The sequence below is a fragment of the Streptomyces sp. NPDC051105 genome (assembly GCF_040682795.1).
Taxonomy (GTDB): Bacteria; Actinomycetota; Actinomycetes; order Streptomycetales; family Streptomycetaceae; genus Streptomyces.
In genome coordinates this window covers 340,072-351,723 of the sequence record NZ_JBFBBR010000009.1, presented here as the reverse complement: position 1 = coordinate 351,723, position 11,652 = coordinate 340,072, and the positions used below count along the sequence as shown (strand labels likewise).

General features: G+C 71.7%; 12 protein-coding genes and 1 pseudogene. 3 read left to right on the top strand and 10 right to left on the bottom strand.

What is annotated here, in order from left to right:
* Positions 1–103 precede the first annotated feature (103 nt).
* Positions 104–949 (bottom strand): LLM class F420-dependent oxidoreductase, encoded by an 846-nt coding sequence (locus tag AB0N16_RS24110; protein ID WP_365799862.1) that lies wholly within the window; start codon positions 947–949, stop codon positions 104–106.
* 166 nt (positions 950–1,115) lie between these two features.
* Here AB0N16_RS24110 and AB0N16_RS24105 point away from each other — a divergent pair, with 166 nt between their 5' ends.
* A complete protein-coding gene (locus AB0N16_RS24105; RefSeq protein ID WP_365799860.1) occupies positions 1,116–2,663 on the top strand; it encodes a CehA/McbA family metallohydrolase in 1,548 nt (515 codons plus the stop codon).
* Between the two features lie 112 nt (positions 2,664–2,775).
* Here AB0N16_RS24105 and AB0N16_RS24100 read toward each other — a convergent pair whose 3' ends face one another.
* From AB0N16_RS24100 to AB0N16_RS24090, 3 genes are all read right to left on the bottom strand, one after another.
* Positions 2,776–3,105, bottom strand: coding sequence for a hypothetical protein (locus AB0N16_RS24100; RefSeq protein ID WP_365799858.1), 330 nt, complete (start codon positions 3,103–3,105; stop codon positions 2,776–2,778).
* A gap of 39 nt (positions 3,106–3,144) precedes the next feature.
* Positions 3,145–3,351 carry a hypothetical protein gene (locus AB0N16_RS24095; RefSeq protein ID WP_365799856.1) on the bottom strand — a complete coding sequence of 69 codons (207 nt, stop codon included), beginning with the start codon at positions 3,349–3,351 and terminating at the stop codon, positions 3,145–3,147.
* Positions 3,352–3,412: 61 nt separating this feature from the next.
* Positions 3,413–4,252 (bottom strand): endonuclease/exonuclease/phosphatase family protein, encoded by an 840-nt coding sequence (locus AB0N16_RS24090; protein WP_365800031.1) that lies wholly within the window; start codon positions 4,250–4,252, stop codon positions 3,413–3,415.
* Positions 4,253–4,354: 102 nt separating this feature from the next.
* Here AB0N16_RS24090 and AB0N16_RS24085 point away from each other — a divergent pair.
* Positions 4,355–4,477, top strand: a pseudogene (locus AB0N16_RS24085) (nitroreductase/quinone reductase family protein); the annotation flags it as partial.
* A 42-nt stretch (positions 4,478–4,519) separates the two neighbouring features.
* Here the strand turns inward: AB0N16_RS24085 and AB0N16_RS24080 are convergent.
* Positions 4,520–5,074, bottom strand: coding sequence for a DUF3455 domain-containing protein (locus AB0N16_RS24080; RefSeq protein ID WP_365799854.1), 555 nt, complete (start codon positions 5,072–5,074; stop codon positions 4,520–4,522).
* 210 nt (positions 5,075–5,284) lie between these two features.
* Positions 5,285–5,611, bottom strand: coding sequence for a hypothetical protein (locus AB0N16_RS24075; RefSeq protein ID WP_365799852.1), 327 nt, complete (start codon positions 5,609–5,611; stop codon positions 5,285–5,287).
* A 70-nt stretch (positions 5,612–5,681) separates the two neighbouring features.
* On the opposite strand from AB0N16_RS24075, the gene AB0N16_RS24070 reads away from it, so the two are divergent.
* Positions 5,682–6,077, top strand: a complete 396-nt coding sequence (locus tag AB0N16_RS24070) for a nitroreductase family deazaflavin-dependent oxidoreductase (RefSeq protein WP_365799850.1) — start codon at positions 5,682–5,684, stop codon at positions 6,075–6,077.
* Positions 6,078–6,131: 54 nt separating this feature from the next.
* Here AB0N16_RS24070 and AB0N16_RS24065 read toward each other — a convergent pair whose 3' ends face one another.
* From AB0N16_RS24065 to AB0N16_RS24050, 4 genes are all read right to left on the bottom strand, one after another.
* Positions 6,132–7,058 carry an NmrA family NAD(P)-binding protein gene (locus AB0N16_RS24065; RefSeq protein ID WP_365799848.1) on the bottom strand — a complete coding sequence of 309 codons (927 nt, stop codon included), beginning with the start codon at positions 7,056–7,058 and terminating at the stop codon, positions 6,132–6,134.
* Between the two features lie 118 nt (positions 7,059–7,176).
* Complete coding sequence (locus AB0N16_RS24060; protein WP_365800029.1) at positions 7,177–8,622, bottom strand: aldehyde dehydrogenase family protein; 1,446 nt, start codon at positions 8,620–8,622, stop codon at positions 7,177–7,179.
* Between the two features lie 44 nt (positions 8,623–8,666).
* Entirely contained in the window at positions 8,667–10,388 is a 1,722-nt protein-coding gene (locus AB0N16_RS24055; protein WP_365799846.1) for a D-aminoacylase, read from the bottom strand.
* Between the two features lie 96 nt (positions 10,389–10,484).
* Positions 10,485–11,603: an LLM class flavin-dependent oxidoreductase gene (locus AB0N16_RS24050; RefSeq protein WP_365799844.1), complete on the bottom strand. Its 1,119-nt coding sequence runs from the start codon at positions 11,601–11,603 to the stop codon at positions 10,485–10,487.
* Between the last annotated feature and the right edge of the window lie 49 nt (positions 11,604–11,652).

Below are 11,652 nucleotides of genomic sequence, written 5' to 3'. Positions count from 1 at the left end.
CTGCGGCGCCCCCTTCAATTTGGGGGCGCGGGGAACTGCGCGTTGGGGGCGCGGGGAACTGCGCGAGCACCCCCCACCCACCCGCAGACGACTACGGATACCCCTACAGATACTCCGCGTACACGTCCAGCACCCCCAGCACCTCGGCCTCCCCCGCCGGAGGCAACTGCACCACGACCTCCTCGATGCCCAGCTCGGCATAGTGCGCGACCTTTCCGGCGCTCGGGAAGACGGCGTACGGCACCACCTGGAGCGCCGCCGGGTCGCGCCCAGCGTCCGCCCACACGCCCCGCAGGACCGGCAGCGACTCGGTGAGCCCGCGCCCCCCGATCGGCAGCCACCCGTCGGCGTACTCCGCGATGTGCGCGAACAGCTTCGGCCCCGCCGCCCCGCCGACCAGCGTGCGCGGACCGACGACCGGTCCACGCGGCTTCTGGACGGGCTTGGGATACGCGGACGACGCCCGTACGCTCCCGAACTCCCCCTCGTAGGCGGTCGGTTCGCCCGTCCACAGCGCCCGCATCAACGCCATCCGATCCCGGCCAAGTTCCCTCCGCGTCCGCCAGGCCACGCCGTGGTCCGCGGCCTCCTCGACGTTCCAGCCGAAGCCGACGCCGAGCGTGAAGCGCCCGCCGGACAGGTGATCGAGGGTGGCGATCTGCTTGGCGAGGTCGATCGGGTCGTGCTGGGCGACCAGGGTGATGCCGGTGCCGAGGCCGAGGCGTTCGGTGACGGCGGCGGCCTGGCCGAGGGCGACGAAGGGGTCGAGGGTACGGCCGTACTCGCGGGGCAGGTCGCCGCCGGCCGGGTACGGGGTGGTCCGCTCGACCGGGATGTGCGTGTGCTCGGGCAGGTACAGCCCGGCGAAACCGCGGGCCTCCAGCTCGCGGGCGAGCCGGACGGGGGTGATGGTCTCGTCGGTGAGGAAGATCGTGACGGCTATACGCATGGGGCATCTGTACCGGGGGTGGCGCGATATGTCCATACCGACTGGTCGGCATCACGCGCCCCACCTTTCACACTTCTGTCCACACGGCTACGCACGTGACATACGGATGCCTGTGGATTCCCTGTCCTTCCATGGGAGTTCACGTCGGGAGAGGAGAGTCACCGGCATGTGTGAGGACACGCACGGCATCGGCAGGCGCGCGCTGTTCGTGACGGGCGCGGCGGCAGCCCTTACGTTGGGAAGCGTGAGCTTCGCAGCGGCGGACGGTCAGGGCCAGGGGACTCCGGGGACTCCGGGGACTCCGGGGACTCCGGGGACTCAGGAGACGAAGACGGTACGCGGCACGCTGCCGCCCGGCTGCCCGGACTTCGTGTACGTACCGGTCGAGGTCCCCGCCGGCGTCCTGGAGATCAAGGTCGCCTACACCTACGACCGGCCGAGCGTCCCGGCCGGCACCACGGGCAACGCGCTCGACATCGGCCTCTTCGACCAGCACGGCACCGAGCTGGGCGGCAAGGGCTTCCGGGGCTGGTCGGGCGGGGCGCGCACGGAGTTCTTCGTCCGCGCCGACGACGCGACCCCCGGCTACCTCCCCGGCCCGGTGCACGCCGGCACCTGGTATGTCGCCCTCGGCCCGTACACGGTGGCCCCGCAGGGCCTGACCTACGAGCTGACGATCACGCTGACGTACGGCGAGCCCGGCACCCCCGTCCGCCCGGTCTACCCGCCCTCCCGCGCCAAGGGCCGGGGCCGGGACTGGTACCGGGGTGACTGCCACCTGCACTCCTGGTACTCCGACGGCCGCCGCACCCCCGCCGAGATCGCGGCCCTCGCCCGTGCCGCCGGCCTGGACTTCATCAACTCCTCGGACCACAACACGCACTCCTCGCACGCGCACTGGGCGGACCAGGCCGGCGACGACCTGCTGATCATGCTCGGCGAGGAGATCACCACCCGCAACGGCCATGTCGTCGCCCTCGGCACCGACCCCGGGACCTTCGTCGACTGGCGCTACCGGGCCCGCGACAACCGCTTCGGCCGCTTCGCCCGCCAGATCCACAAGGCCGGCGGTCTGGTCGTACCGGCGCATCCGCACGCCACGTGCGTGGGCTGCGCCTGGAAGTTCGGGTTCGGCGAGGCGGACGCCGTCGAGGTGTGGAACGGCCCCTACACCCCCGACGACGAGGTGGCCCTGTCCGCCTGGGACGCCACGCTGGTCGCCTCGGTGCGCGACAACAAGCAGTGGCTGCCGGCGATGGGCAACAGCGACGCGCACCGCGACCCGGACCCCGTCGGCGTGCCCCAGACCGTCGTCCTCGCCGACGACCTGAGCCGTGAGGCCATCCAGGAGGGCCTGCGCGCGGGCCGCTCGTACATCGCCGAGTCGAAGAACGTGCAGGTGAGCTTCACGGCGACGGGCGGGCGCGGCGAGCAGGCCGGGATCGGCGACCGGCTGGAGGTGGCCGCGGACACCCCGGTGACCGTCCGCCTGGAGGCCTCCGGCGTACCCCGCTGCACGGTTCGCTTCATCACCGACGAGGGCGTCCTGCTGACCAGCGACCCGCTCCCGGTGACCGGCTCGGGCGTGGTCGAGTGGCAGACGACCCCGCAGTACGCGGCGTACGTCCGCGCGGAGTTGCGCCACGAGACGGCAGCGGGCCCGGTACCCGGTGCCCTGGCGGCGCTGACGAACCCGATCTTCCTGGGGCGGTGAGGACGTGTCTCTCACACGTCCAGCCCTCTGACTTTCGTGGAGGCGCCTCCCAGCGATGGGTAGTCGGGGTACGCAACGTGAAAGGGGTCCGCGGTGGTCGATTCGTGCCCCGCTAGTCGGTGGCACCGGGCCCGGTACGGGGCGACTGCATCCCGCGACCGACTCGCTGGGCGGACCACATCATCCCGAGGCTGACAAAGACCGTCACCGTGGTCACGGCCGTCATCACCAGTTCCACCGTCGGGTCGACATGCACCAGTTCGACTACCGCGTGGTAGAGGACGACGGCGCCGAACAAGGCGTACCCGGCGCCCCACAACCGGGGCCTGGACACCTTGCCGGCCAACCGGGGAAACGTCCGGAACGACGTGGCGACCGTGATGCCCGCGGCGATGCAGAAGAAGGCGGTGATGAAAAGCGCTGTTTCGATGGCTGTGCCCACTGGCCGATCATCGCACTGTTGGGGCTCCCCGGAACCGGATCAGTCCACGACCCGTGGATCACGGAAGTAGTACACGACGGTCACCCCCATGCCCGAGGCGTGCGTGTGCACGACCGTGATGGCCTCGGCCGAGTCGCTCGCGGTCGCCCGGGAAACCGTGGCGGCTGAGCGCGCTGCGCAGGTCGTCCAGGGTCCGGATCTCCGGGAGGGCGTCGTCCCCCAGCCGTGCTCGGGCTGTGCGCTCATGATCAGCTCCTGGTGACGGGGCAGCGCCGAGGCCTTCGGTGCCCTTCTCGGCCTGCTGAAGTCAGACGCCGGACAGTGAGCCCGCACGGCCGCCGTCCGCCAGATCCGCGACGACCGCCGCATGGTCCGACGGCCACACCCCGTCGACCGGCCCGTCCCCGGCCCGTCGCACCCCCTTGATCGTCCCGATGCCGCCGGGGCCGACCGGTGCGCCGACGTGGATGTAGTCGAGGCGGACGCTGGGGCCGAGGCCCGCAGGGACGTACGGGTTGGTGTTGTCCCAGGTGGCGGAGGGGGCCGCCGGGTCGGCGTACTCCCAGGCGTCCAAGAAGACCTGGCCCGGTACGGCAGGTGCGGTGCGGACCCCACCGAACCGGCGGATCTCGTCGGAGTCCGGCCAGGCGTTGAAGTCACCGGTGACGACGGGCGGGAAGCCGGTGCCCGCACGGTGGGCGGCGACGAACTCGGCGAGGGCGGTGACCTGTTCGCTGCGCACGGCCGACAGGTGCAGCTGTGAGGTCAGGTGGACGGTGAAGAAGGGCACGTGGTGGGCGGGGGCGGCGAGGCGGGCGTAGAGAGCGAGGCGACCGTCGTCGAGCTCCGGTGGCGCCGGCAGGTGCAGCACCGCACTCTCCACCACCGGCCAGCGGCTGAGCACCGCGTTGCCGATCTCGGTGCCCGGCTCCCCGATCCGCCGCTGCCAGCGCTCGGAGGCCGGGGAGGCGGCCCAGGCCCAGTGCAGACCGAGTTGACCGGCGAGCCACCCGGCAAGGTTCTCGCCGTCGGCCGCCCACACCTCCTGCAGGCCGACCACGTCCGGCCGCAGCTCACGCAGCACGGCGAGGATCGCCTTCTGCCGTTCCGCCCAGGGCCCGAAGCGCCACCACAGGTTCCAGGTCATGATCCGCACGGACCCACCGTCTCTCGTCGGGAAAGCATGAGAGACATCGAAGAGGACGCCGGCGCCGAAGGGCGGCAGAAGAGAAAACCGAGGAACCATGTCGTGCGGGTGCGGATCGGTGGGCGGTGGCATCACGGCACCGCCCACCCGCTGTCCGACGACGACCCGGTCGCCCGGCTGCGCACCCTGCCCGAGGGCAACAGCACGGCCGTGAAGGCCGCTGGGGACGCAGCTCCTGACGGATCCGGGTCGATCTCACCGACTAGTTCAGCTGGCGGCCTTGTAGAACGCGTACGTCGCGGAGTACGGCACCGACACCTGGTCGGTGCCGGTGCAGGCGGCGGCCGGGGCGACGCCGCCCTCCGTGTTCAGGCGCTGGACGTAGGTGACGCCCTCGAACGTCCCGGCGCCGCGGGTGGCCGTGGCCTTCAGGAGCAGCTCGGGGATGGTGCCCTCCTTGGGGGAGGTGACGAGCGCCGAGGCGTTGACCGCGCTGCCGTCGACCGTGGAGACCCAGACCGGGCCACGGGAGTGCAGGGCGACCGGGTGGTGGGCGCGGTCCCTCTTGTCGGAGAGGGTGGCGGCGGGCTCCAGGAGCTTCCAGGCGCCGTCGGTGCAGGTGTAGGTCTGTACGCCGTGCGCGGAGTAGACGCCGGTCAGCTTGTTGCCGTCGGGCACGGCGAGCGCGGCGGGGGCGTGCACCGCCGGGAGGGCGGCGGGCTTCGCGGACGAGGCCTGGACGGCCGTCGTGCCGAGCAGGGTGGCGGCGGCCGCGGCGGCGACGGCCGTGGCGGTCAGGGCGATTCTCTTGACGTGCTTCATGGAGTGGTCTCCAAGGATTTCGTGCGTGGCAGAGAAAGGAAGAGGGGAGCGGCCGGACATCGACAGACCGGAAACCGGCCGTCCCCCTTGTCATGTCCGGATGCTACGGATCCGCCGCCGCTTCCGGAGCCGATTGCCCGATCCCTGCCCGCGCGGGACGCCTCCCGGACCCCAAAGGGCAAGCGAACAGGCCTCGTTGACAGCCGTGAGCTAGCCGTCGGCCCACTTGCGCAGCAGTGCCTCGCGTTCCTCGCGGGGCGGGGTGCCGTCGGGCGGGCGGTCCCGGCGCCATGCCAGCTGGTCGGCGACGGTCGTACCGCCGTCGGCGGGTCGGGCCAGGAGGGTGCGGGAGAGTTCGTACTCGACCGGCTGGTAGATGCCGCCGGCGACAGGGGTCGGCCCCCAGGTACACGGCGTCCTCGGTGATCCATAACAGGCCGACCACCGCCCTGGGTGCCCCCGACAGAAGAGGTGATGGGTGTCGGCATGTGAGACGGCAGCGGCGACCGCGCGGTTTCCCGCCCGATGCGGAAGCATCTCGCGTGCGGTTCGGGGACCATGGAAGCAAAGGCAGCTACGGCCGCAACCATGAGGAGTCGCACGGACCATGCCCCGCCCCACCGACACCCGTTTCCGCGCCACCACCGCCTTCCAGCGGCACATCGCCAACCCGCTGACCCGGCTCCTCCCCTTCCAGACCCTCCTGGAGACCACCGGGCGCAGCTCGGGGCTGCCCCGCCGTACGCCGCTGGGCGGCCGGCGGGTCGGCGGGGCCTTCTGGCTGGTGTCGGAGTTCGGCGAGCACTCGCAGTACGTCCGCAACATCAAGGCCGACCCGAGGGTGCGGGTACGCATCGGCGGGAAGTGGCACGCGGGGACGGCCCACCTCATGCCCGACGACGACCCGGTGGCCCGGCTGCGCACCCTGCCCCGGGGCAACAGCGCGGCCGTACGGCTGCTCGGGACGAACCTGCTGACGGTGCGTGTGGACCTGGACGCCTGAGCGGGCCCGGGTGCCGGCCGCCGGACCCGACCCGCTCCGCTGCCGCCCCGGCGGCTACCCCTGCCCCGCCCGCAATCCCGGCATCGCGTCGAGCAGGCTGTCGAAACCCGACGGCGGGCGGCCCAGGAGTTCCGTCACGTCGTCGGTCGCCCGGTCGTAGCGGTTCTCCCCGTGCAGGCGGGCCATCGTGGCGATGTGGTCGGAGACGTGCTGCGTCAGGCCCAGCGGCTTGAGGTCGTGCTCGATCCATTCGTCGTACGGCACGTCGACGTACGTCACGGTGCGCCCCAGCGCCTCGGAGAACTCGGCGGCGATCGCGGTCATGTCGCGGGAGGCGGCGCCGGTCAGTTCGTAGACCCGGCCGACCGGTGGTGACGGGTCGAGCAGCAGCCGGGCGACCACCGCGGCCACGTCGCGGGCGGCCACGGGCGAGGTGCGTGCGGTGCCGAAGGGGAGGCGGATGGTGCCGTCGCGTCGCACGGAGGCGACGGCGAGCATGCCGAAGAGCGGGTTCTCCATGAACACCGTCGGCCGGACGTGGGCGACCGGCAGCCCGGACCAGTTGATGACGTGTTCGGAGAGCCAGTGCAGCCGCTGCTGGTGCGACTCCGCGCTGCTGGTGAGGGTCATCTGGGAGACGGTCATCTGTGACATGTGCACCAGCAGTTCGAGGCGCCCGCCCGCAAGGACCGCCGCCGCCACGGTCGCCGTGGCCTCCAGGTACGCGGGCGACGGGCTCATCCCGTAGTAGGCCCTGCGGCACCCCTCCAGTGCGGCCACCACGTCCGCGCCGCGCGTGAGGTCGCCGACGACCACCTCGACGCCCTCGACGGCCCGCAGCGCGGTGGCGCGGTCGTCGTCGTGGTGGACGAGGGCGCGGACCGGCAACCCGTGCCGGCGCAGTTCCGTGACGACCCTCCCGCCCACGCCTCCGACACCACCGGCGGCCCCGGTGACCAGGATCGGATCAGTACTCGGCAAGACGTCCTCCCACAGTCGGCAACCCGCCCCGCCTTTCTACGGGACGCCGACCGCCTCCCGGCGCGCCCCGCCGCGCGGACCACACGGCAGGAGCAGCGGCCGTTGCCGACGCGGTCCCTCACCCCGGCCAGACGATCGCCTGCACCTCGCTGTAGGCGTGCAGGGCGTAGGAGCCGACGTCCCGGCCCACCCCGCTCTTCTTGAAGCCGCCGAAGGGGGCCTCCATGTTCCGCCCGACGGTGTTGATGCCGACGCCCCCCGCCCGAAGCCGCCGCGCCACCCGGAAGGCACGGGCCACGTCTCCCGACCAGACGTAGTCGATGAGGCCGTAGTCGGAGTCGTTGGCGAGGGCGATGCCCTCTTCCTCCTCGTCGAAGGGGATGACGGAGACGACCGGGCCGAAGATCTCCTCGCGGGCGGCGCGCATGTCGTTACGGCAGTCGGCGAGCACCGTGGGCCCGAGGTAGAACCCCCGTTCCAGAGGCGGTCGTTCCCCGCCCGTCACCACCGTCGCGCCCTCCTTCCCCGCGAGTTCGACGTACGACTCCACCCGCGCCCGGTGTTCGGCCGTGATCAGCGGTCCGACCACCGTGTCCGGTTCCGCCGGGTCGCCCACCTTCAACCGGCCTGCGTAGGCGGCGAGTTGCTCCACCAGCCGGTCGTACAACGGTCGCTGCACCAGCACCCGCGTGGGCGCCGTGCAGATCTGCCCGCTGTAGAAGGAGAAGGTGGTGCCGATGCCCGCCACCGCCGAGCCGACGTCCGCGTCCGCGAAGACGACCGCCGCGCCCTTCCCGCCCAGCTCCATCAGCTGCCTCTTCATGTCCCGCCCGCACACCTCGGCGATGCGCTGCCCGACGGCCGTGGACCCGGTGAAGCTCACCATGTCGACGTCGGGCGAGGCCACGGCGGTCTCGCCGACGCCGGTCGACCGTCCGGAGACGACGTTCACCACGCCCGGCGGGGCGCCCGCCGCCTCCAGTGCCTCCGCCATGCGGTAGACGGAGAGCGGGTCCTGCGGGGCCGGTTTCACCACCACCGTGTTGCCCATGGCCAGCGCCGGCGCGACCTTGCCCGCCGGGTTGGCCCAGGGGTTGTTGTACGACGTGATGCAGCTGACCACTCCCACCGGCTGGCGCACGGCCAGCGCGCCCATCACCCCGGCCTTCCCCTCCCCCACCGCCCGAGAGGCGTGGGAGGTGCCCCCCTGCCCGGCCTCGTTGATCTGCGGGGGGATCGCCCACTCGGAGGGTTCGACGGTGGCGTAGCGGCGGAACCGGGCCGCGGCCACCCCCACCTGCATCGCCCGGGCGGTCCCGGTGGTCGCGCCGGTCTCCGCCCGGGCCAGGTCGGCGTACTCCTTCAGCCGGCCCCGGATGATGTCGGCGGCCCGGCCGAGTACCGCCGCCCGCTCCGCCGCCGGCGTCCGCGACCAGCCGTCGAAGGCCTCCCGGGCGGCCGCGCAGGCGGCCAGGACCTGTTCCTGGGAGGCCTCGGGGGCCCAGCCGACGGTCCCCTCGGTCGCCGGGTCGACGACGGCGTAGTGCCCGCCGTCGGGGTCCATCCAGCGCCCTCCGACGAACAGCCGCTGTCCTTCGGCCGTGTCGCTCACCGGGTGCTCACCGTCCTGGTGTCCCGCCCGGAGCGCAGCACCTTCCCGGGCACGGCGCCGCTGACCACGTCGTCGCGGATGGCCTCGACCCCGTTCACCCAGACCGCCCGCACCCCGATCGCCTTCGCGTCCAGGCGGGGACTGTCTCCCGGCAGGTCGTGCACCAGGGTGGCCTGGCCGGCGGCGATCCGTTCCGGGTCGAAGAGCACGAGGTCCGCATGCCAGCCCTCCGCGATCCGGCCCCGCTCCCGCAGCCCGAAGAGCCGGGCGGGATCGTCGGTCAGCATCTTCACCGCCTGTTCCAGGCCGAGCAGCTTGCGGCCGCGCAGACAGTCGCCGAGGAACCGGGTCGTGTACGGCGCCCCGCACATCCGGTCCAGGTGCGCTCCCGCGTCGGATCCGCCCAGCAGCACGTCCTCGTGCTGCCAGGTCTCGGCGCGCAGCGCCCAGGAGGCGGGGTCGTTGTCGGTGGGCATGGGCCACAGGACCGTACGGAGTCCGTCGGCCGCGCAGATCTCGACCAGGCAGTGGAACGGGTCCTGCCCCCGCTCCTCCGCGATGTCCTTGACCACCCGGCCCGACAGTCCGGCGTTGGCCTCGCTGTAGGTGTCGCCGATGACGTACCGGCCGAAGTTCGCCAGCCGCCGGAAGACACCGGCCTCCTTCGAGTGGGCGCGCTCCAGCATCTCCGCGCGTACGTCCGGGTCCCGGAGCTTCTCGATCCGCTCGGGTACCGGCAGCCCGAGGATCGGGCCCCAGCCGGGGATCAGGTTCAGCGCGCAGAAGGTGCCCAGGGACATGTTCATCGGCGTGAGGATCGGCATGGTCAGCGCCACGACCCGGCCGCCCGCCTTCCGGGCCCGCTCGCTGGCCTGGAGCTGCCGGGGCACCCGCTCCGGCACGGCGGCGTCGACGGTGAGCACGTTCCAGTTCAGGGGCCGGCCGGCCGCCGCGCTCATCTCGGCGAACAGTTCGATCTCGGCGTCGCTGAACTGGTCGAGGCAGCCGGCGACGATCGCCTCGATCTGCGTCCCCTCGTGCTCCCCGACGGCCCGCGAGAGGGCCAGCAGCTCCGCCGGGCGGGCGTGCCGGGAGGCGACCGGCTGTCCGTCGCCGTCCGAGTGGGTGGAGGACTGGGTGGTGGAGAAGCCCCAGGCGCCCGCGTCCATGGCCTCGTGCAGCAGCCGTACGATCTCCGCGAGTTGCTCCTCGCTGGGCTGCCCGCCGACCGCGTCCGGCCCCATCACGTACCGGCGCAGGGCGCAGTGCCCGACCATGAACCCGGCGTTGACGGCGATCCGCCCCTCGAGCGCGTCCAGATACTCCCCGAAGCCACGCCAGCTCCAGGGCGCCCCCTCCTCCAGCGCGACCAGCGACATCCCCTCGACCTTGGACATCATGCGGCGCGTGTAGTCGGCGTCCCCCGGTTTCAGCGGGGCGAGGGTGAACCCGCAGTTCCCGGCGGCGACCGTCGTGACCCCGTGGTTGAGGGAGGGGGTCGCGTACGGGTCCCAGAAGAGCTGCGCGTCGTAGTGGGTGTGGGGGTCGACGAACCCGGGGGTGAGGACCAGCCCGGTGGCGTCCTCGGTGGTGCGGGATTCCTCGGTGACGGTTCCGACGACGGCGATCCGGCCGTCGCGTATGCCGACGTCGGCGGTGTACGAGGGCGCGCCCGTCCCGTCCACGACGGTCGCGCCCTTGATGAGGTGATCAAGCATGGGGGCTCCCTTTGAAACCGCGGGGCGTTGTCCTACCTAAAGGGGCGCGGGGAACTGCGCGACCAGTCCCCACGCACCCGCAGCCGCCGTACGACCTCAGGCAGCCTCGCGGAACCGCGAAGTCCGGTGCACCGGATCCGTATCGATCTTCGGAATCACGTGCTCCCCGATCAGCCTGATCGTCTGCAGCGTCTCCTCCTTCGGCACCCCCACCGGCAGCCCGAAGCTCAGCTGATCCGCCCCCGCCTGCTCCCACCGCTTGCACTGCCGCAGCACCTCGTCCGGATCGCCGCAGATCAGCAGCTCCTCCTCGACGAGCAGCTCCACGAACTCCGGCGTGTACTCCGGCAGCGTCTCCGGCCACATCGGGAAGCCCTCGGGTCGCGGGAACGTGTCGTGGTACCGGAACACCAGCGAGGGGAGGTAGTGCAGCCCACCGGACGCCGCGATACGGATCGCCTCGTCGTGGGTCGGCGCACAGATCGCCGTCGTCGTCACCATCACGTTGTCGTTGACGAAGTCACCCACCGGCTCGGCGTTCACGATCGCCGTCTTGTACTGCTCGAGCACCCACTCCATGTCGGAGACCTTCTGGATGCTGAAGCCGAGCACGCCCAGCCCCTTCTTCGCCGCCATGGCGTACGACGGCGGTGAACCGGCCGCGTACCACATCGCCGGGTGGGACTTGCCGTACGGCTTCGGCAGCACCTTCCGCGGCGGCAGCTGCCAGTGCTTGCCCTGGAAGCCGACGTACTCGTCCTGGAGCCACATCTTGGGGAACTCGGCGATGGTCTCCTCCCAGATCTCCTTGGTGTAGTTCATGTCGGTCACGCCCGGGATGAACCCGAGGATCTCGTGCGACCCGGCCCCCCGCCCGCTGCCGAACTCGAAGCGGTTGCCGGTGAGGTGGTCGAGCATGGCGACCTTCTCGGCGACCTTCACCGGGTGGTTGACCTGGGCGAGGGGGTTGAAGATGCCGGACCCGAGGTGGATGCGCTCGGTCGCGTGCGCGAGGTACCCGAGGAAGACGTCGTTCGCCGACAGGTGCGAGTACTCGTCCAGGAAGTGGTGCTCGGAGGCCCAGGCGTACTTGAAGCCGGACTTGTCCGCCTCGATGACGTACTCGGTCTCCTCCATCAGTGCCTTGTGCTCGGCCAGCGGGTCGGTCTCGGCGCGCTTGCCCACGTATCCCTGTACAAAGAGCCCGAATTCCAAGGCGGTTCACCGTCCCATAGTTCCTGACACACCGTCAGATACCGTTCGT

Bases quoted from the DNA above. Each gene is read 5' to 3' on its own strand.
- AB0N16_RS24110 (WP_365799862.1), bottom strand. From the start codon at position 949: ATGCGTATAGCCGTCACGATCTTCCTCACCGACGAGACCATCACCCCC.
- AB0N16_RS24105 (WP_365799860.1), top strand. From the start codon at position 1,116: ATGTGTGAGGACACGCACGGCATCGGCAGGCGCGCGCTGTTCGTGACG.
- AB0N16_RS24095 (WP_365799856.1), bottom strand. From the start codon at position 3,351: ATGAGCGCACAGCCCGAGCACGGCTGGGGGACGACGCCCTCCCGGAGA.
- AB0N16_RS24090 (WP_365800031.1), bottom strand. From the start codon at position 4,252: ATGACCTGGAACCTGTGGTGGCGCTTCGGGCCCTGGGCGGAACGGCAG.
- AB0N16_RS24080 (WP_365799854.1), bottom strand. From the start codon at position 5,074: ATGAAGCACGTCAAGAGAATCGCCCTGACCGCCACGGCCGTCGCCGCC.
- AB0N16_RS24075 (WP_365799852.1), bottom strand. From the start codon at position 5,611: ATGCTTCCGCATCGGGCGGGAAACCGCGCGGTCGCCGCTGCCGTCTCA.
- AB0N16_RS24070 (WP_365799850.1), top strand. From the start codon at position 5,682: ATGCCCCGCCCCACCGACACCCGTTTCCGCGCCACCACCGCCTTCCAG.
- AB0N16_RS24060 (WP_365800029.1), bottom strand. From the start codon at position 8,622: ATGGACCCCGACGGCGGGCACTACGCCGTCGTCGACCCGGCGACCGAG.
- AB0N16_RS24055 (WP_365799846.1), bottom strand. From the start codon at position 10,388: ATGCTTGATCACCTCATCAAGGGCGCGACCGTCGTGGACGGGACGGGC.